Annotated in this window: 17 protein-coding genes; 10 read left to right on the top strand and 7 right to left on the bottom strand. The window is 71.6% G+C overall.

The genetic code is table 11. From position 1 onward, the window contains the following. Nucleotides 1-18: 18 nt before the first annotated feature. The 4 genes from lgt to HCU73_RS18815 all read left to right on the top strand — a co-directional run bounded on the left by lgt (nt 19) and on the right by HCU73_RS18815 (nt 3,195). Nucleotides 19-930: a prolipoprotein diacylglyceryl transferase gene (gene lgt, locus HCU73_RS06730; RefSeq protein ID WP_168622664.1), complete on the top strand. Its 912-nt coding sequence runs from the start codon at nt 19-21 to the stop codon at nt 928-930. After that, nucleotides 927-2,003, top strand: coding sequence for a class I SAM-dependent methyltransferase (locus HCU73_RS06725; protein WP_168622663.1), 1,077 nt, complete (start codon nt 927-929; stop codon nt 2,001-2,003). The genes lgt and HCU73_RS06725 overlap by 4 nt, the downstream gene beginning before the upstream one ends. 8 nt (nt 2,004-2,011) lie before the next feature. Next, nucleotides 2,012-2,767 (top strand): peptidoglycan editing factor PgeF, encoded by a 756-nt coding sequence (pgeF, locus tag HCU73_RS06720; RefSeq protein ID WP_168623239.1) that lies wholly within the window; start codon nt 2,012-2,014, stop codon nt 2,765-2,767. A 296-nt stretch (nt 2,768-3,063) separates the two neighbouring features. After that, nucleotides 3,064-3,195 (top strand): hypothetical protein, encoded by a 132-nt coding sequence (locus tag HCU73_RS18815; protein ID WP_275403009.1) that lies wholly within the window; start codon nt 3,064-3,066, stop codon nt 3,193-3,195. Nucleotides 3,196-3,272: 77 nt separating this feature from the next. Here HCU73_RS18815 and HCU73_RS06715 read toward each other — a convergent pair whose 3' ends face one another. Continuing rightward, nucleotides 3,273-5,318, bottom strand: coding sequence for a sulfotransferase family protein (locus tag HCU73_RS06715; RefSeq protein WP_168622662.1), 2,046 nt, complete (start codon nt 5,316-5,318; stop codon nt 3,273-3,275). Between the two features lie 20 nt (nt 5,319-5,338). Further along, nucleotides 5,339-5,839 (bottom strand): Lrp/AsnC family transcriptional regulator, encoded by a 501-nt coding sequence (locus HCU73_RS06710; RefSeq protein WP_168622661.1) that lies wholly within the window; start codon nt 5,837-5,839, stop codon nt 5,339-5,341. A gap of 209 nt (nt 5,840-6,048) precedes the next feature. Between HCU73_RS06710 and trxB the strand changes: the two genes are divergently transcribed. Then, nucleotides 6,049-7,044: a thioredoxin-disulfide reductase gene (trxB, locus tag HCU73_RS06705; protein WP_168622660.1), complete on the top strand. Its 996-nt coding sequence runs from the start codon at nt 6,049-6,051 to the stop codon at nt 7,042-7,044. Nucleotides 7,045-7,051: 7 nt separating this feature from the next. Here trxB and HCU73_RS06700 read toward each other — a convergent pair whose 3' ends face one another. Continuing rightward, nucleotides 7,052-8,251, bottom strand: a complete 1,200-nt coding sequence (locus HCU73_RS06700) for a hypothetical protein (protein WP_168622659.1) — start codon at nt 8,249-8,251, stop codon at nt 7,052-7,054. 77 nt (nt 8,252-8,328) lie between these two features. On the opposite strand from HCU73_RS06700, the gene HCU73_RS06695 reads away from it, so the two are divergent. Then, entirely contained in the window at nt 8,329-10,395 is a 2,067-nt protein-coding gene (locus HCU73_RS06695) for a bifunctional sulfate adenylyltransferase/adenylylsulfate kinase (protein ID WP_168622658.1), read from the top strand. A 198-nt stretch (nt 10,396-10,593) separates the two neighbouring features. Here the strand turns inward: HCU73_RS06695 and HCU73_RS06690 are convergent, their stop codons facing one another. Further along, nucleotides 10,594-12,060 carry an MORN repeat-containing protein gene (locus HCU73_RS06690; RefSeq protein ID WP_168623238.1) on the bottom strand — a complete coding sequence of 489 codons (1,467 nt, stop codon included), beginning with the start codon at nt 12,058-12,060 and terminating at the stop codon, nt 10,594-10,596. Nucleotides 12,061-12,255: 195 nt separating this feature from the next. On the opposite strand from HCU73_RS06690, the gene HCU73_RS06685 reads away from it, so the two are divergent. Beyond that, entirely contained in the window at nt 12,256-13,923 is a 1,668-nt protein-coding gene (locus HCU73_RS06685) for an NAD+ synthase (RefSeq protein WP_168622657.1), read from the top strand. A 69-nt stretch (nt 13,924-13,992) separates the two neighbouring features. Here the strand turns inward: HCU73_RS06685 and HCU73_RS06680 are convergent, their stop codons facing one another. Together HCU73_RS06680 and HCU73_RS06675 are read right to left on the bottom strand one after the other, a co-directional pair. Then, a complete protein-coding gene (locus HCU73_RS06680) occupies nt 13,993-14,220 on the bottom strand; it encodes a DUF1150 family protein (RefSeq protein WP_168622656.1) in 228 nt (75 codons plus the stop codon). Nucleotides 14,221-14,235: 15 nt separating this feature from the next. Next, nucleotides 14,236-14,658: an Hsp20 family protein gene (locus HCU73_RS06675; RefSeq protein WP_168622655.1), complete on the bottom strand. Its 423-nt coding sequence runs from the start codon at nt 14,656-14,658 to the stop codon at nt 14,236-14,238. A 186-nt stretch (nt 14,659-14,844) separates the two neighbouring features. On the opposite strand from HCU73_RS06675, the gene HCU73_RS06670 reads away from it, so the two are divergent. The 3 genes from HCU73_RS06670 to HCU73_RS06660 all read left to right on the top strand — a co-directional run bounded on the left by HCU73_RS06670 (nt 14,845) and on the right by HCU73_RS06660 (nt 16,696). Beyond that, nucleotides 14,845-15,072: a YdcH family protein gene (locus tag HCU73_RS06670; RefSeq protein WP_168622654.1), complete on the top strand. Its 228-nt coding sequence runs from the start codon at nt 14,845-14,847 to the stop codon at nt 15,070-15,072. Between the two features lie 72 nt (nt 15,073-15,144). Further along, on the top strand, nt 15,145-15,633 hold the full coding sequence (gene purE, locus HCU73_RS06665) for a 5-(carboxyamino)imidazole ribonucleotide mutase (RefSeq protein ID WP_168622653.1): 489 nt from the start codon (nt 15,145-15,147) through the stop codon (nt 15,631-15,633). Beyond that, complete coding sequence (locus HCU73_RS06660; RefSeq protein ID WP_168622652.1) at nt 15,626-16,696, top strand: 5-(carboxyamino)imidazole ribonucleotide synthase; 1,071 nt, start codon at nt 15,626-15,628, stop codon at nt 16,694-16,696. Before purE ends, HCU73_RS06660 begins: the two co-directional genes overlap by 8 nt. 112 nt (nt 16,697-16,808) lie before the next feature. Here HCU73_RS06660 and HCU73_RS06655 read toward each other — a convergent pair whose 3' ends face one another. Further along, the gene (locus tag HCU73_RS06655; RefSeq protein ID WP_168622651.1) at nt 16,809-17,540 is read right to left on the bottom strand and encodes an esterase/lipase family protein; all 732 of its coding nucleotides are present in this window, start codon (nt 17,538-17,540) and stop codon (nt 16,809-16,811) included. Nucleotides 17,541-17,601: the final 61 nt, after the last annotated feature.

Below are 17,601 nucleotides of genomic sequence, written 5' to 3'. Positions count from 1 at the left end.
CGATGCCGGACCCGAGCCATGCCCTTCGCCATCCCCTTTCCCGATCTCAGCCCCGAGATCTTCACCCTCACCATCGGCAACTTCCAGTTCGCCCTGCGCTGGTACGCGGTGGCCTATATCGCGGGGCTCGTCGCGGGGTGGTGGCTCATCGTGCAGGCGGTCAAGCGCCCCGCCCTCTGGCCCGGCGACAGCGCGCCGATGCGCCCCGAACAGGTCGAGGGCCTGCTGACGGCGGTGGTGCTGGGCGTCATCCTCGGCGGGCGGCTGGGCTTCGTGCTGTTCTACCAGCCCGGCTACTACCTGCAGAACCCCGCCGAGATCCTGCGGATCTGGCAGGGCGGCATGGCGTTTCACGGCGGTCTGATCGGGGTCGCGGTGGCGGCCTTCCTCTTCTGCCGCATGAACCGCATCCCGCCGCTGCAGGTGGCCGACGCCATGGCGATGGTGGTGGCCATCGGCCTCGGCCTCGGGCGGCTCGCCAATTTCGTCAACGCCGAGCTCTGGGGCCGGCCGACCGACCTGCCCTGGGGCGTGATCTTCCCGGGCGAGGCGGCGCAGGCCTGCCGCGGGCCGGTGGGCATCGTGATGACCGACCTCGGCGAGATGTGCGCGCGCCACCCCTCGCAGCTCTACCAGGCGGGGCTCGAAGGGCTCCTGATGGGCGCCGTGCTCCTGTGGCTGGCCTGGGCGCGCGGCTGGCTGAAAACGCCGGGGGCGCTGACGGGGATGTTCTTCACGATCTACGGCCTCGCCCGCTTCGCCGTGGAGTTTGTCCGCCAGCCGGACGCGCAGTTCGTGGGGCCGGACAACCCGGTCGGCTTCGCCCTCGCCCTGTCGCCGTCCCTCGGCCTGACCATGGGCCAGCTCCTGTCGCTGCCGATGATCGCGCTGGGGCTCTGGCTCGTGGTGACGCGGCGGCGCGCGGCATGACGGCGCTGAAGGACCGGCTCCTCGCCCGCATCGCCCGGACCGGGCCGATGACGGTGGCCGACTACATGGCGGACTGCCTGCTGCACCCGGCGCACGGCTACTACGCCACCCGTGATCCGCTGGGGGCCGGGGGCGACTTCATCACCGCCCCCGAGATCAGCCAGATGTTCGGGGAACTCGTCGGCCTCTGGCTCGCGCAGGTCTGGATGGATCAGGGCGCGCCGGCGCAGGTCGTGCTGGCGGAGCTGGGGCCCGGGCGCGGCACGCTGATGGCCGATGCGCTTCGGGCGACGCGGGGCGTGCCGGGCTTCCACGCGGCGCTGCGGCTGCACCTTGTCGAGGCCTCGCCGACGCTCAGGGCAGCGCAGGCCGATCGGCTGGCCGCCCATGCGCCGAGATTTCACGACAGCGTGGCCGACCTGCCCGACGGGCCGCTGTTCCTGATCGCCAACGAGTTCTTCGACGCCCTGCCCATCCGCCAGTTCCTGAAGGCCCGCGGCGCCGACTGGTCCGAGCGGATGATCGGCGCGGACGGCGGCCGGCTGGTCTGGGGCCTGGCGCCGCCGGCCCCGGTGGCGATGCTGGCCCACAGGGCGGCCAGCGTGACCGAGGGCCAGATCGTCGAGACCTGCGCGCCGGCCGAGGCCATCGCGGGCGAGATCGGGCGGCGGATCGCGGCCCATGGCGGCGCCGCGCTGATCGTCGACTACGGCGGCTGGGAGAGCCGTGGCGACACCTTCCAGGCGCTCCGGGCCCACGTGCCCGTCGATCCCCTCGAAACACCGGGGCAGGCCGACCTGACCGCGCATGTCGCCTTTGCCCCCCTCGCCCGGGCCGCCGCGCCGGCGCGGGCCAGCGCGCTGACCCCGCAGGGCGTGTTTCTCGAACGCCTGGGGATCACGCAGCGGGCGCAGGCGCTCGCCCGCGGGCTGGCCGGCCCCGCGCTCGACGCCCATGTCGCCGCCCACAGGCGGTTGACGCACCCCGACGAGATGGGCCACCTTTTCCGCGTGCTCGCCCTGACGCCGCCGGGTGGCCCGCTGCCCCCCGCCCTTGACCCCGGCCCCCCATGACCGTGACGCTGACCCTCGACATCCAGACCTCGCCGCTCCTCGACGGCGTGCGCCACGGCTTCTTCGGCCGGCGCGGCGGTGCGTCCTCGGGCATCTTCGAGGGGCTGAACTGCGGCGGCGGATCGTCCGACCAGGCCGAGATCGTGGCGATGAACCGCGACCGGGTGGCCGACGCGATGGGCGTTCCGGGCGACAGGCTGGTCACGGTGCACCAGGTCCATTCCGCGACCGCCGTGACGCTGGACGCCGCGCCGGGCGACAGGCCGCGGGCGGATGCCATCGTCACGACCACGCCGGGGCTGGCCATCGCGGTGCTGACCGCCGATTGCCAGCCGGTGCTGTTCGCCGACCGCGAGGCGGGGGTGGTCGCCGCCGCCCATGCCGGCTGGCGCGGGGCGCTCGACGGGGTGCTCGAGGCGACGGTGGAGACGATGGTGGCCGCGGGCGCCGACCGCGGGCGCATCCACGCCGTGATCGGGCCGACGATCAGCCAGCGCAACTACGAGGTCGGGCAGGAGTTCTTCGAGCGCTTCCTCGACGCCGATCCGGCCAACGGCCGCTACTTCGTGAACGGGGTCGACGGGAAATACCTGTTCGACCTGCCGGGCTACGGGCTGATGCGGCTGCGCGCGGCCGGCGTGGCGGGCGCGGAATGGACGCGGGCCTGCACCTATGCCGAGGCGGCGCGCTATTATTCCTACCGCCGGTCGGTCCACCGGGGCGAGGCGGATTACGGCCGGCTGATCTCCGTGATTCGTCTCTGAGGCGTGGAAAATCGGGCGGTTCGGCCCGAATTGTTCCCCGACATTCCCGATCTGGGCACGGGCAGGGCGACAGATGCCCCGGACTTGCCCCAATCCGCCCGCGCCGGTCGCGCGGATTTTCGGAAAACCCAAGGAAACAGGCCCGGGATCGCCCCGCCCCCTGCCACAAAAACGCCGCGAGAATTTACCGGGCGTTGAGGGTTTTGCCGTATCCCTGCCGGAAAGCCGGTGCAGGTTCTGTTCAAGCCCGGAAGCGGGCAGGCACCAGAAACAACACGGCAAAAAGGACGAGGCAGATGAAGACGCGGCGCTGGATGAAGGCGGTTCTGGAAGAGGCCAAGAAGGAACAGGTCGAGATGCCCTGGTCCCGGGCGAAACGGGCCAAGCGGCGGGCGGCGAAGCCGGCGCCGGTCAAGGCCGCCGGATAAGGCGGGCCGGACACGCGACAGATCGCGGATGCTTGCAGAAGGGCGGCCAGAACGGCCGCCTTTTCTATTTCGGGGCGTCAGGCACCGAGGTCGATCCGCGTCTCCTCCAGCGCCCGGATCAGCGGCGCAAGCTCCGCCTCGTGCCGCCGCCAGCCCGCCACCGCCTGCCGCCCGATGGGCGCGCGGACCTGTGCGAAGCTGAGCGTCTCGACCCGCCGCTCGGCCCGCTCGGGCGCAAGGCAGGCGTCGTCCCAGGGCAGACCGCAGAAGTCCACCAGCGCCCGGATCTGCGGCCCGGGGTCCGCCGTCAGCGCCTCGTAGTCGATGACATGCACCCGGTCGGGCAGCGCCTGCGCCCAGAACGCCACCAGCGCATCGTGCAGCCGGATGTAGCGCCCCATCGCGGCCAGGTCGTAGGCGTAGCGGTGCAGCCCCTCGGGAAACAGGTTGCGGTAGAGCGACAGGCCCACGTCGCGCGGGTCGCGGCGCAGGATGACGACGCGCGCGCCGGGCAAGGCGGTGACCACATGGCCGACGCGGGAAAAGGTCGAGATCGCCTTGTCGGTGAAGATGCCGTCCGTCCCCGTCCGCCGCCGGGCCGCGCGCAGGTAGCGGCGCCCGGCCTCGGCGAAGCCGGCGGCGTCCCCCTGCCCCGCCCGCAGCCGCTCCAGCGCCGGCGCCATGGCGCGCGACAGGAAGGGCAGCTCGCCCCCCGCCGTCACGGCCGGGTGGGCGGCCAGGATGGTTTCCACCAGCGTGGTGCCCGAGCGCGGCAGGCCCGTGACGAACAGCACCGGGTCGGCCGGGCCCTCGGGCGCCCAGCCTTTCAGCGTCTGCCAGTCGGCGACGAGGCGGCGGGCCTCGGCGAGGTCGGCGTCGAAGCCGTAGGGAAAGGCCTCGGCGGTCAGGCGGTTGGCGGTGTGGAGATGGGTGAAGGCGTCGGGCGCCTTGCGGTCGAGCGCGGCCTTGGCGGCGGCGAAGTGGAGCACCCGGCGGGCGGCGCGCGGCAGGTCGGGGCGGGCGAGGCGCGCGGCAATCTGCGCCGCGACGGGATCGCCCGCAGCGATGGTGCGGCCGTTGACATAGGCGCGATACGCCTCGGCGGCGTCGGGGTCGGCGGCGATGGCCGCCTGCAGGTCGGCCTCGGCACCGGCAAGGTCGCCCGCCGATTGCCGGTACTGCGCCCGGTGGGTCAGGAGGCCCGCGTCGCGGGGGCGTTCGGCCAGCGCGGCGTCGATGGTCGCCTCGGCCTCGGCGATGGCGCCCGCGCCCTGCAACCCGTCGGCGACGCGGCGCATCAGGTGCAGCCGGGCACCGCCGGTGGCGGCCTTGCGGGCGGCGGCGCGGGCGGGCTCGCCCTGCCCCAGATCGGCCAGCGCCAGCGCCAGCTCCTCGTGCAGTGCGCGGTCCTGCGGGGCCTCCGCGACCGCCCGCTGGAGGAGCGGCGCGGCATCCTCGGGGCGGAGCGTGCGGCGCAGGAGGCGGGCAAGTGGCAGTTTCGCGGGCCTGCGCCCCTCGGCCAGTTCCGCCAGCAGCGGCTCGGCCCGGGCGAACAGCTCCAGCTGCAGCAGCGTCTCGCCCAGCGCGGCGCGGGCGCGGGGCAGGTCCGGCGCGCGTTCCACCGCCTTGTCGAGCGGCCCGAGCGCCCCGCCCCAGGCCCCCCGCGCCATACGCGCCTCGCCCAGCGCCAGCGCGGGCCAGGCGGCCTCGGGCGCGGCCTTGACCAGCGCCAGCGCCAGCGCCTCGGCGCGGTCGGGGTTGCCCGCCTTGAGGGCCGCGTAGACCGGCGCGCAGTCGGCCTCGGAGCCCAGCGTCACCCGCGCCTTCGCCGCGTCCCGCTCCAGCCGCCGCCGGGCGTCGCCGGTCAGCACAAGGTGCAGCACATGCCAGATCGCGGGCTCCTTCGGCCTGAGCGCCAGCGCCGCCCGGAGCGCGGCCTCGGCGGCGTCCGCACGCCCCCCGGCGGCCTCCAGCCGGCCGATCTGGAACAGGATTTCCGGGCTGTCGGGCCGGGCCAGCCGCAGTGCCGCGAGGATCGACAGGGCGCCGGCCCGGTCGCCTTGCGCGGCCAGCGTCAGCGCCTGCTGGTAACGCTCGGTCAGGCTGCCCGCGGCAGGCGGCATCGCGCGGTCCCCCCGGCGGTTCAGGCGGTCTGGTTCAGCCGCTCTTCCATCACGTCGAAGGGCACGCCGGGCGTGTCCTTGGACGGGCGGATCACCAGCGAGGTGCGCACGCTGGCCACGTTCGGCGCGGCGGTCAGCTGGCCGGTCAGGAAGCTCTGGAAGGTCGACAGGTCCGGCGCGACGCATTTCAGGATGAAGTCGATCTCGCCGTTCAGCATGTGGCACTCGCGCACGAGCGGCCAGGCCCGGCAGCGGTCCTCGAAGGCCAGCAGGTCGGCCTCGGCCTGGCTGTGCAGCCCGACCATGGCGAAGACCTGCACCTCGAAGCCCAGCATCCGCGGGTCGACGTCGGCGTGGTAGCCGCGGATGTAGCCCGCTTCCTCCAGCGTGCGCACGCGGCGCAGGCAGGGCGGCGCCGAGATGCCGACTCGCTTGGCCAGCTCGACGTTGGTCATGCGGCCGTCGTCCTGCAGCTCGGCAAGGATCTTGCGATCGATCGGGTCGAGCTTGGTCTGTGGCATCTGGTCCGGTCCCCCTCGCGCGGTTTGCGATTCAAACCGCGGCACTCCTGCTCGCGCAACTTTATTTCGCACCCGCGCAATAAATGGAACATTCCAGCCCGGCGTGCAACCCCGTGCCGCAGGGCTTTCACCCGGGGCTTGCCGGAAATATATCCGGAAGGCAACCGCCGCCCGCCTGCCCGGGCCCGGACCATCGAAGGAGGGACACGATGACCGACGGAAACCGCCACACCCGGCTGCTCATCATCGGGTCGGGCCCGGCCGGCTACACGGCGGGCGTCTACGCCTCGCGGGCCATGCTGAACCCGATCCTGGTGCAGGGAATCCAGCCCGGCGGGCAGCTGACCATCACCACGGATGTCGAGAACTGGCCGGGCGACGCCACCGTCATGGGCCCCGACCTGATGGTGCGCATGGAGCACCACGCCAAGGAGATGGGCTGCGAGATCATCTCGGACCACATCCAGTCGCTCGACCTGTCGCGGCGGCCCTTCGTGGCCAAGGGCGACAGTGGCACGACCTACACCGCCGACGCGGTGATCCTGGCGACGGGGGCGCAGGCGAAGTGGCTGGGCCTGCCGTCGGAGGAGCATTTCAAGGGCTTCGGCGTGTCGGCCTGCGCGACCTGCGACGGGTTCTTCTACCGCGGGCAGGAGATCGTCGTGGTCGGCGGCGGCAACACCGCCGTGGAAGAGGCGCTGTTCCTGACCAACTTCGCGTCCAAGGTGACGCTGATCCACCGGCGCGACTCGCTCCGGGCGGAAAAGATCATGCAGGACCGCCTGTTCAAGAACCCCAAGGTCGAGATCCTGTGGAACCACGAGATCGCCGAGGTGGTGGGCGGCGACAACCCGCGCGGGGTCGAGGCCGTGCGCGCGCGCCACGTCGAGACCGGCGCGATCACCGAGGTGCCCTGCAAGGGCTTCTTCGTGGCCATCGGCCATGCGCCCGCCAGCGACCTGGTGAAGGACCAGCTGGAGCTGCACAACGGCGGCTACGTCAAGGTCGAGCCGGGCACGACGCGCACCAGCATCCCCGGCGTCTTCGCCGCGGGCGACCTGACCGACCACGTCTACCGGCAGGCCGTCACCAGCGCCGGCATGGGCTGCATGGCCGCGCTCGACGCCGAGAAGTGGCTGGCCGAGCACGAGGCCGAACCGGCGGCCGAGGTTGCCGCCGCGGCCCCGCTGGACACCGTGAGATAGACCGGCTTCAGACGCGGCGCCCCGAGCGCGACCAGGGCCAGATCCGGGCTCCGAGGGCCCGGCTCGCCTTGCCGAGCGCGGACGCGCCTTGCCCGGGCGGTTGGCGGCCCAACACCGCCATGGCCGCGGCGACGGCGTCCGGGTCGTCCTTCATCTGCGCCGGGGCCACACCCGTCTGCGCCCCGAGCCAGTCCAGGGTGTCCGGCGCAAGGGTCAGGAAGTCCGCCTCGGCGCCGACGGCGTGGGGTTGATCCTCGGGGGGATCGGTCGGCATCCGCCATCCCGTGCGCCGCTCCACCCACTCCGCCTGAGCCCGGATCGTGGCGCGAAACGGGTCGACGACCCGGTTGGCCAGCACGAAGCCCGGCCCTTCCAGCGTCTGCAGGAGGCGGATGCGGTGCTCATCGCCCTGCCCCTTCCGAGGCTGGCGTTGCCGCCAGATCCAGAGCAGACGCACCGCCTCGGCGCTGAGCCCGGTATTCGCGTGCGAGGCGGGATCTTGAATCGGCCCCAGCGAAAGCCGGGCAGCGATGTCGCCGAGGACCGAGCCGCCCGGAAAGCGCTGGCGCTCGAAGGGCACCAAGGTCACGGCCGCCTGCCCCAGCGCCGCGTCCCACACGCCGAAGCGCTGGTCATAGGCTATGGCCTTCGGACGCACCGCGTCGGCGAGCGCGACACGCCCCCCCTTCAGGCGCTGCTGGAAGCTGCTGTCGATGTAGGACTGGATGGGACGGACATAGCCGATCGCCGCGACGGCCAGGTCCGCGGCCTGCAGGATTTCGACGATCGTTGCCACCCGCGGTGCGGACAGCGTCGACATGGTTTCGCCGGAGAAGATGGCGCGGCGTTCGGCGACCAGGCGGAAGGCCTCGATGAACCGCGCGCGCGCTTCGGCGGGCGGGAAGGGAAGGGTGTGATGCCCGCCTGCCTCTCCATCGAGGACGGCCTTGACCCAGAACGACCCGTTCGGCGACCCCTGCCAGACATAGCGCCAGCCGGGTCCGGCCCCGGCCCGTGCCAACGCGCCCTGGATCGTGCTCGATCCGGTCTTGTGCATCCCGATATGGAGGATCGCTTGTTCAGCCAGCTGTCCGTCTCCGGTCAGGTCGGACCAGACGGCGGCGGGCCCGTGTTGCCGAAACGATAGACCGGCGGTCCCCGCGCGGCAAGGACGTGCCCGAAGCCGCGCCGAGGGGGCGTTCACCATATTTGTTCATCCGTGAACATTCCTCTTTTCAAGACCGCCCGGACCAGGTATGTTCATTCCCGAACAAAGGTACAGGCATGACCCGACTCCCCTCCCTGTCGCTTCCGGAAGACGAGCTGCTCTTCCGCCTCCTGCGCCAGCTCGACCTGGCGCCCGAGGCGTCGCAGCGCGCGACCGCCGAGGCGCTGGGGATCAGCCTCGGTCGGCTCAACGCGCAGCTGCGCGCGGTGACCGAGGCGGGGCTGGTGCGCGTCACCGGCCGCGACAGCGTCGACCGCCGGAGCCGCTTCGCCTACGCCCTCACCCCCCACGGCGCCGCCGAGAAGGCGCGCCTGACCGACCGCTTCCTCGCCCGGAAGCTCGCCGAATACGACGCCCTGCACGCCGAGCTGACCGGCGTGTCGAGCGGCCTTCTTTCCACCAAGCACAGGACACAAGTGATGCAGCCCCACCTCGCCCCCATTCAGGAGCTCTACGTTTCCCCCGACAGCGCGCAGAAGCTGAAGCGCGAGGCGGCGGACCTGGTGTCCTGGGACCTCACGCAGCGCCAGGTCTGCGACCTGGAACTGCTGATGAACGGCGGGTTCAACCCGCTGAAGGGCTTCCTCGGCAAGGAGGATTACGAGAGCGTGGTGGAAACCATGCGGCTGGCCGACGGCACGCTGTGGCCGATGCCGATCACGCTGGACGTGTCCGAGGACTTCGCCGCCAAGGTCGAGCCCGGCCAGGACATCGCGCTGCGCGACGCCGAGGGGGTGATCCTCGCGATCCTGTCGATCAGCGACAAGTACATCCCGAACAAGGCGCGCGAGGCGCAGATGGTGTTCGGCGCCGACGACATCGCGCACCCGGCGGTCTACTACCTGCACCACCGCGCGGGGCCGGTCTACCTGGGCGGCGCGATCACCGGCATCCAGCCGCCGGTGCATTATGACTTCCGCGCCCGCCGCGACACGCCGAACGAGCTGCGCGCCTATTTCCGCAAGCTCGGCTGGCGCCGCATCGTCGCGTTCCAGACCCGCAACCCGCTGCACCGCGCACACCAGGAGCTGACCTTCCGCGCCGCCAAGGAGGCGCAGGCCAACCTGCTGATCCACCCCGTGGTCGGCATGACCAAGCCCGGCGACGTGGACCATTTCACCCGCGTGCGCTGCTACGAGGCGGTGCTGGACAAGTATCCGTCGGCCACCACCACCATGAGCCTCCTGAACCTCGCCATGCGCATGGCCGGCCCGCGGGAGGCCGTGTGGCACGGCCTGATCCGCAAGAACCACGGCTGCACCCATTTCATCGTCGGCCGCGACCATGCCGGCCCGGGCAAGAACAGCCAGGGCAAGGATTTCTACGGCCCCTACGACGCGCAGGAGCTGTTCAAGCAGCACGAGGCCGAGATCGGGCTCGAGATGGTCGACTTCAAGCACATGGTCTACGTGCAGGAGAAGGCGCAGTACTACCCCGCCAACGAGGTGCCCGAGGGCGATACCGTGCTCGACATCTCGGGCACCGAGCTGCGCCGCCGGCTGCGCGAGGGGCTGGAGATACCGGAATGGTTCTCCTTCCCCGAGGTGGTCAAGGAGCTGCGCCGAACCTCGCCGCCGCGCTCGAAGCAGGGCTTCACGGTGTTCTTCACCGGCCTGTCCGGGTCGGGCAAGTCGACCATCGCCAACGCGCTGATGGTCAAGCTGATGGAGATGGGCGGGCGCCCGGTGACGCTGCTCGACGGGGACGTGGTGCGGAAGCACCTGTCGTCCGAGCTGGGCTTCTCCAAGGAGCACCGCGACATCAACATCCGCCGCATCGGCTATGTCGCCTCCGAGATCACCAAGAACGGCGGCATCGCCATCTGCGCGCCGATCGCGCCCTACACCGCCACCCGGCGCGCCGTGCGCGAGATGGTCGAGGCCTACGGCGCCTTCGTCGAGGTGCACGTGGCGACCTCGATCGAGGAATGCGAGCGGCGCGACCGCAAGGGGCTCTACAAGCTGGCGCGCGAGGGCAAGATCAAGGAGTTCACCGGGATTTCCGACCCCTACGAGGCCCCGACCAACGCCGAGCTGGTGGTGGATACCGAGGGCACCGAGGTGGACTACTGCGCGCAGCAGGTGCTGCTGAAGCTGGAGAGCATGGGGCTGATCGCGGCCTGATCGCCCCTGCCGGGGTTACGCCGGCTTCGCCGGCGCCCGGGCGCGCCCCGCTGACGCGGGGCGCGCGCGTGCGTGTTTCTGGGGGAGAGCCTGTCGGGCCTCGCGCGGGTTGGGCGTGCGGGAGCCTCCGGCGGGAGTATTTCTGAAGCAAAGATGAGGGGGTTGGAGCGCCCCTATCGCGCCGTCAGCCGCGCCGCGTCACTGGGTGGGGGCCGGCGCGGTGCCCTCGCCCGGGGCCGGTTCGGTCGTGTCGGGGTCGGCGGCCGGCGCGGGGCCGTCCACCGCGCCGCCCTCGGTCGGCAGCCCGTTTTCCCAGGTGCCGCGCAGCACCTCGCCCGAGGCGTAGCGCATGGTGCCCTCGCCCTGGCGGCGGCCGTTGACGAAGCGGCCCTCGTAGACGTCGCCGTTGGAATAGGTGGCGATGCCGAAGCCGTTGATCTCGCCGTCGGCCCATTCGCCGATGTAGGAGAAGCCGTCGGTCATGGTCAGCCGGCCCTGGCCCGCGCGGTCGCCCGCGACGAAGGTGCCGTCGTAGACCGAGCCATCGGAATAGGTCGCGCGACCCTGCCCGTGGCGCAGCCCGTCCTCCCACTGGCCTTCGTAGCGGTAGCCGTCGGGGTGGCTCATCACGCCCTGCCCGTGCTGGCGGGCATTGAGGAACTGGCCGACGTAGGTCAGCCCGTTGGCGTAGGTCGCGGTGCCGGTGCCCTGGATCACGCCCTCGACCCAGTCGCCCGCGTAGCTGGAGCCGTCGGGGTAGGTGATGGTGCCGGTGCCGTGGGCGAGGTCGTTCTGGAACGCGCCCTCGTAGACCGAGCCGTCGGGATAGGTGACGCGGCCCTGCCCCGAGATGCGGCCCTCGGCCCATTGCCCGACATAGGTGTAGCCGTCGGTCGCGGTGAAGGTGCCGGCGCCGTGGCGCTGGTCGTCGGCGAACTCGCCTTCGTAGACGTCGCCGTTGGCGTAGCGCACCGTGCCCGTGCCCTGGCGCTGGCCGTTCACCAGCGTGCCGGTATAGACGTCACCGTTGGGCTGGGTCAGGGTGCCGGTGCCGTTGATCTGGCCGTTGGCCCATTCGCCCTCGTAGGTCACGCCGTCGGGCATCACGAGGCGCCCGGTGCCCGAGCGCTGCCCGGCCGCGAAGCCGCCGGTGTAGGTCGCGCCGTCGGGGTAGGTGATGGTGCCCTGCCCCTGTTTCAGCCCGGCCTCCCACTGGCCCTCGTAGCGGTAGCCGTTCGGCCCCGTCATCACGCCCTGGCCGTGGTGCAGCGCGTCCTGGAACTGGCCGGTGTAGCCGACGCCGTTGGAATAGGCCGCGGTGCCGGTGCCCTGGATGCGGCCCTCGACCCATTCGCCCTCGTAGGTGGACCCGTCCGAGAAGGTGATCCGTCCGGTGCCCTGCGGGCGGCCGGCGACGAACTCGCCCTCGTAGACCGAGCCGTCGGGGAAGGTCGCGCGGCCGGTGCCGCGGATCTCGCCGTCGACCCACTGGCCGGTGTATTCGTAGCCGTTGGGAAGGCGGTAGGTGCCCTGCCCGTGCTGCACGCCGTTGCGGAACTCGCCCTCGTAGATGCCGCCGTTGTCGTATTGCTGGATGTCGACGACGGTCTCGGTGTCCTGCGCCAGCGCGACGGACGCGGAGAGGATCATGGCGGAGGCCGCCATGGCGTGGGTGAACCTGGACACGGGTCTTGCCCCCCTGTTGCTCGGAGCAGCTGTTGATCTTGTTGCCGCAAAGCTAGGGGGTCGGGCGCGCCCGCGCAACGGCTTTGGAGGCAGGCGGCGGGGCGCCGCCCGGCCTTGGCCTCGGGGCGCATTCTGTTACATGTGCCCCCGGACCACCTGACGAAAGGGCGCCCCATGGCCGAGCGGTTCCGCCTGAGCCTCGCACAACTGAACGCCACGGTCGGAGACCTGGAGGGCAACGCCGCGCTCGCGCGCGCCGCCTGGGCCGAGGCGAAGGCTGCGGGCGCCGACATGGTGGCCTTCCCCGAGATGTTCCTGACCGGCTACCAGCTGCAGGACCTGGTGAAGAAGCCCGCCTTCGACGCCGACGTGAGCCGGGTGCTGGCGCGGCTCGCAGCCGACTGCGCCGATGGCCCGGCGCTGGGGATCGGCGGGCCGCTGCCGGGCGGCGACAAGCCCTTCAACGCCTATTTCGTGCTGCAGGGCGGCAAGGTCGCGGCGCAGGTGCTGAAGCATCACCTGCCGAACTACAACGTCTTCGACGAGAAGCGCTATTACCACGCCGGCGACCCGGCCGGCCCGGTGCGGGTGGGGCCCGTGCGCATCGGCATCCCGATCTGCGAGGACGCCTGGTTCGAGGACGTGACCGAGACGCTGGCCGAGACCGGGGCCGAGATCCTGCTGGTGCCGAACGGGTCGCCCTACCACCGGGGCAAGATGCACCAGCGCCAGGCGATCATGGTGTCGCGGGTGATCGAGACCGGGCTGCCGCTGGTCTACCTGAACCTGATCGGCGGGCAGGACGACCAGGTGTTCGACGGGGCAAGCTTCGTCCTGAACCCGCACGGCGTGCTGACGCACCAGATGCCCGCCTTCGCGCCCTGCCTGACCCACGTCGATTTCGAGAGCGGGCCCGGGGGCTGGCAGGCGGTGCCGGGCGACAAGGTCGCGCTGCCCGACGACTGGGAGGCGGACTACCGCGTCATGGTCGAGGCGCTGCGCGACTACTTCGGCAAGACCGGGTTTTCCAAGGCGGTGCTGGGCCTGTCGGGCGGGGTGGATTCGGCGCTGGTGGCGGCGCTGGCCGCCGATGCGCTGGGCCCCGACAACGTACGCTGCGTGATGCTGCCCTCGCGCTTCACCTCCGCCGTCTCGCTGGAGGACGCGGCCGAGGTGGCGCGGCGGCTGGGCACGCGGCTGGATACCGTGCCGATCGCGGCGGCGCACGCCACCGTGCTGGACACGCTGGCGCCGCTGTTCGCCGGCACCGAGCCCGGTCTGACCGAGGAGAACATCCAGTCGCGCCTGCGCGGCGTGATGCTGATGGCGCTGTCCAACAAGTTCGGCGAGATGCTCCTGACCACGGGCAACAAGTCCGAGGTCGCGGTGGGCTACGCCACGATCTACGGCGACATGGCGGGCGGCTACAACCCGATCAAGGACCTCTACAAGACCCGTGTCTTCGAGACCTGCCGCTGGCGCAACACCCATCATTTCGACTGGATGAAGGGCCCCGCGGGCGAGGTGATCCCGCCCCGCGTGATCGACAAGCCCCCCACCGCCGAGCTGCGCGAGAACCAGAAGGACGAGGACAGCCTGCCCCCCTACGAGGTGCTGGACGTGATCCTCGAGATGCTGATCGACAAGGAGGCGTCGGTCGCGGACGTGGTGGCGATGGGCCATGACCGGGCCACGGTGAAGAAGGTCGAGCACCTGATCTACATCAGCGAATACAAGCGCTTCCAGTCCGCGCCCGGCGCGCGGCTGACCGAGCGGGCGTTCTGGCTCGACCGCCGCTACCCGATCGTGAACCGCTGGCGCGACGGGTCAGGCGAAAGCTGACATCCGCCCGAAGGCTGTGCGGGACGGCAGGGGCCCTGCGCCCGACAGGGGCACCTGCCGCGCCGCGGGTCAGTGCACGCTGACCGGCTCCATGTCGTTCTGGCGCGCCACCACAAAGGCCAGCTGGCGGTCCTTGACCAGCGCCAGCTGCTCGCCGGTCTCGCTGCCGATGGCGTAGAGCGTGTCGACCCCCCGGGCCTGCTGGCGCAGCTCGGCGGGCAGGTCGGCCACGGCGACGGGCCGGATATAGACGATGGGCCGGCTCTGGACGGCGGCCGCGTCGTGTTCGTTGGTCATGCTGTCACCCTCCTCTCAGCCCTTCCGTCCGCCATTGATGCGGATGGTCTGCACCACGGTCTCGGGCAGGCTGCGCTTGAGGTCGATGTGCAAGAGCCCGTTTTCCATCGACGCGCCCGACACCTCCACGCCCTCGGCCAGCACGAAGCTGCGCTGGAACTGCCGCGCGGCGATGCCCCGGTGCAGGAACACGCGGTCGCCGGCCTCGTCGCGCTGCCGGCCGCGGATCACCAGCTGCCGGTCCTCCAGCGTGATGGCCAGATCGTCCTCGGCGAAGCCCGCCACGGCAAGCGTGATGCGGTAGGCATTTTCGCCGTATTGTTCGATGTTGTAGGGCGGGTAGCCGTTGGCGTCGGACTTGGCCGTCCGTTCCACCAGGCGCTCCAGCTGGTCGAACCCCAGAAGGAAGGGATGCGAGCCAAGGGTCAGTTTCGTCATGCGGGGCACATCCTTGCATCAAGCGATCTGCACGATGGGCGGACCCCGGTCGCGGCGGCCCGTCCTCGGCACCGATATGGGGCGCGGTCCGGCCCCCTGCAAGTCTTGGCGGGCTGGGGCAAGCGCGCTAGACTGCAGCGCCCGCGGGTCTGCCCGGGCCATGGACAGCGCGGGGATCGCAGCCAGATGAACGCCCCCAAGGGCCCCACCGAGATGACGCACGAGGACGTGCTGCGGGTGAAGCTGGAGGTCCTCCGGCGCGAACACCGCGACCTCGACGACGCCATCGCCGCGCTGCACGACGCGGTGAACCCCGACCAGCTGACGCTGCGACGGCTGAAGAAGCAGAAGCTTCAGCTCAAGGACCGGATCGCCCGGATCGAGGACGAGCTGACCCCCGACATCATCGCCTGAGGGCGGATTGCGCCCGGGCCGCGCGCGGCTATAGTGCGGCGCTCCATCCGGGGCGGCGCGAGGGCAAGGGCCATGGCAGAGATCGAGGTCGGCATCATCATGGGCAGCCAGTCGGACTGGCCCACGATGCGCGAGGCCGCCGCCATCCTCGACGAGCTGGGCGTGCCCTACGAGGCGCGCATCGTCTCGGCCCACCGCACCCCCGACCGGCTTTGGGACTACGGCCGCACCGCCGCGGACCGCGGCCTCAAGGTCATCATCGCGGGTGCCGGCGGCGCGGCGCACCTGCCGGGCATGATGGCCTCCAAGACGCGCGTGCCGGTGATCGGTGTGCCGGTGCAGACCAGGGCGCTGTCGGGCGTCGATTCGCTCTACTCCATCGTGCAGATGCCCAAGGGCTACCCGGTCGCCACCATGGCCATCGGGGCCGCGGGCGCGGCCAACGCCGGGCTGATGGCCGCGGCGATCCTGGCCACCTCCGACCCCGCGCTGGCCCAGCGCCTCGACGCCTGGCGCGCGGCGCTCTCGGCCTCCATCCCCGAGACCCCGTCCGATGACTGAGCCCCTCCCCCCCGGATCGACCATCGGCATCCTCGGCGGCGGCCAGCTCGGCCGGATGCTGTCGATGGCCGCGGCCCGCCTCGGCTACCGCTGCCACATCTATGAACCCGGCGCGGCGCCCGCCGCCGACGTGGCCCACGCCCGGACCCAGGCCCCCTACGAGGACCTCGACGCGCTCCGGCGCTTCGCGGAATCCTGCGACCTCATCACCTACGAGTTCGAGAACATCCCCGCCGCCTCGCTCGACGTGCTGGCCGAGACGACGCCGCTCTTCCCCGACCGCCGCGCGCTAGAGGTCAGCCAGGACCGGCTGACCGAAAAGACCTTCCTCGCCGGCCTCGGCCTCGCCACCGCCCCCTTCGCCCCGATCGACACGCCCGACGACCTGCCCGCGGCGCTGGCCGCCACCGGCACGCCCGCGATCCTCAAGACCCGCCGCTTCGGCTACGACGGCAAGGGCCAGGCCCGCGTGATGACGCCGGAGGACGCCCCCGCGGCGCTCGCCACCCTGCAGGGCGCCCCCGCCATCGCCGAGGGCTTCGTCCGCTTCTCCCGCGAGATCAGCGTCATCGCCGCCCGCGGCCGCGACGGGTCGGTCGCCGCCTATGACCCGGGCGAGAACGTCCACGTCGACGGCATCCTGTCGACCACCACGGTCCCCGCCGCCCTGCCGCTCAAGCTGCGCACCGACGCCGTCCTCGTCGCCTCGCGCATCCTGACCGCGCTCGACTACACCGGCGTGATGGGGGTGGAGCTCTTCGTCACGCCGCAGGGCCTCGTGGTAAACGAGATCGCCCCGCGCGTGCACAACTCGGGCCACTGGACGCAGGCGGGTTGCGCCGTCGACCAGTTCGAGCAGCACATCCGCGCCATCGCCGGCTGGCCCTTGGGCAACGGCGCGCGCCACGCCAACGTGGTGATGGAGAACCTTATCGGCGCCGATGTCGCCCGCGCAGTCCCGCTCGCCGCCGAACCCGGCGTGCAGGTCCACCTCTACGGCAAGGCCCAGGCCCGCCCGGGCCGCAAGATGGGCCACGTCAACCGCGTCACCGGCCCGGCCTGAGCCCGGCCCCTCCCCTTCATCTTTCCCCAAATACGCATGACCCGCCCCCCGCCCCGCGCCCGGCCGGGGGGACGGCGCGCCCGCCTCCGCCGCCGAGGGCCCGAGAAGGCGCCTACTCCACGATCGTCTCGATCGCGCCGAAGATCCCCATGTCCGGGTCGAAGGCGCCATCGCGCAGAAAGGCGATGGTCTGCGCGATCACCAGCGGGTTGTTCATCATGAAGGTGTGGGTCACCGGCAGCACGATGTGATCCGCCATCCCCTCCACGCGCGTGCTCTCCACCGCCACCTTGCCGTCGTCCTCGCCCGGGATCAGCGCGGAATAAAGCGGGTTCATCGTCTGGTTGCCCGCGATCACCCCCAGCTCGAAATCCACCGGCGGCAGCCGGTTCGGCAGGCCGGCAGGCCCCGTGCCCAGCTCCTGCCCGGCGGGCCCGTTGATCCACTCGAAGGGCTCGAGCGGCCCCAGCACGTCCACCAGCGCCGAGCCCGAATTCGGCGGCGCCAGCATCACCACCCGGCCCAGGTTCGCCGGCCGGTGCCGCGCCAGCCAGTAGCGCAGCAGGATGCCGCCCATGGAATGGGTGACGAAATTCACCCGCTCCGCGCCGCAGCGCGCCATCGCCGGCAGCAGCGTCACCGGCGCCAGCTCCGCGATCGAGGCCCGCGTCGACGGGTAGCCGCGGTTCACCACCCGGTAGCCCTCGGCCTCCAGCGCCTCCTCCATGACAAGGAGCGACACCTCGCTCCGCGCCAGCCCGTGCAGCAGGATCACGCACTCCTCCGCCCGCGCCGGGGCGGCGAGGACGAGGACACCGAGCAGGGAGAGAACCACGCGACGCATGATCCCAAGATAGGCGGCGGCCGGCCCCGGCGCGAGGGGGGATTGCCCCCGCCCGCAGCCC

The organism is Roseicyclus persicicus, assembly GCF_012395815.1.
GTDB classification, from domain to species: Bacteria; Pseudomonadota; Alphaproteobacteria; order Rhodobacterales; family Rhodobacteraceae; genus Roseicyclus; species Roseicyclus persicicus.
Note: the sequence above shows the minus strand (reverse complement) of the source record. Positions and strands in the feature narration are given on the sequence as shown.

Bases quoted from the DNA above. Each gene is read 5' to 3' on its own strand.
- HCU73_RS06710 (WP_168622661.1), bottom strand. From the start codon at position 5,839: ATGCCACAGACCAAGCTCGACCCGATCGATCGCAAGATCCTTGCCGAG.
- HCU73_RS06685 (WP_168622657.1), top strand. From the start codon at position 12,256: ATGGCCGAGCGGTTCCGCCTGAGCCTCGCACAACTGAACGCCACGGTC.
- HCU73_RS06715 (WP_168622662.1), bottom strand. From the start codon at position 5,318: ATGCCGCCTGCCGCGGGCAGCCTGACCGAGCGTTACCAGCAGGCGCTG.
- HCU73_RS18815 (WP_275403009.1), top strand. From the start codon at position 3,064: ATGAAGACGCGGCGCTGGATGAAGGCGGTTCTGGAAGAGGCCAAGAAG.
- HCU73_RS06675 (WP_168622655.1), bottom strand. From the start codon at position 14,658: ATGACGAAACTGACCCTTGGCTCGCATCCCTTCCTTCTGGGGTTCGAC.
- HCU73_RS06700 (WP_168622659.1), bottom strand. From the start codon at position 8,251: ATGGTGAACGCCCCCTCGGCGCGGCTTCGGGCACGTCCTTGCCGCGCG.
- HCU73_RS06670 (WP_168622654.1), top strand. From the start codon at position 14,845: ATGAACGCCCCCAAGGGCCCCACCGAGATGACGCACGAGGACGTGCTG.
- lgt (WP_168622664.1), top strand. From the start codon at position 19: ATGCCCTTCGCCATCCCCTTTCCCGATCTCAGCCCCGAGATCTTCACC.
- purE (WP_168622653.1), top strand. From the start codon at position 15,145: ATGGCAGAGATCGAGGTCGGCATCATCATGGGCAGCCAGTCGGACTGG.
- HCU73_RS06680 (WP_168622656.1), bottom strand. From the start codon at position 14,220: ATGACCAACGAACACGACGCGGCCGCCGTCCAGAGCCGGCCCATCGTC.
- trxB (WP_168622660.1), top strand. From the start codon at position 6,049: ATGACCGACGGAAACCGCCACACCCGGCTGCTCATCATCGGGTCGGGC.
- HCU73_RS06660 (WP_168622652.1), top strand. From the start codon at position 15,626: ATGACTGAGCCCCTCCCCCCCGGATCGACCATCGGCATCCTCGGCGGC.
- HCU73_RS06725 (WP_168622663.1), top strand. From the start codon at position 927: ATGACGGCGCTGAAGGACCGGCTCCTCGCCCGCATCGCCCGGACCGGG.
- HCU73_RS06695 (WP_168622658.1), top strand. From the start codon at position 8,329: ATGACCCGACTCCCCTCCCTGTCGCTTCCGGAAGACGAGCTGCTCTTC.
- HCU73_RS06690 (WP_168623238.1), bottom strand. From the start codon at position 12,060: ATGGCGGCCTCCGCCATGATCCTCTCCGCGTCCGTCGCGCTGGCGCAG.
- HCU73_RS06655 (WP_168622651.1), bottom strand. From the start codon at position 17,540: ATGCGTCGCGTGGTTCTCTCCCTGCTCGGTGTCCTCGTCCTCGCCGCC.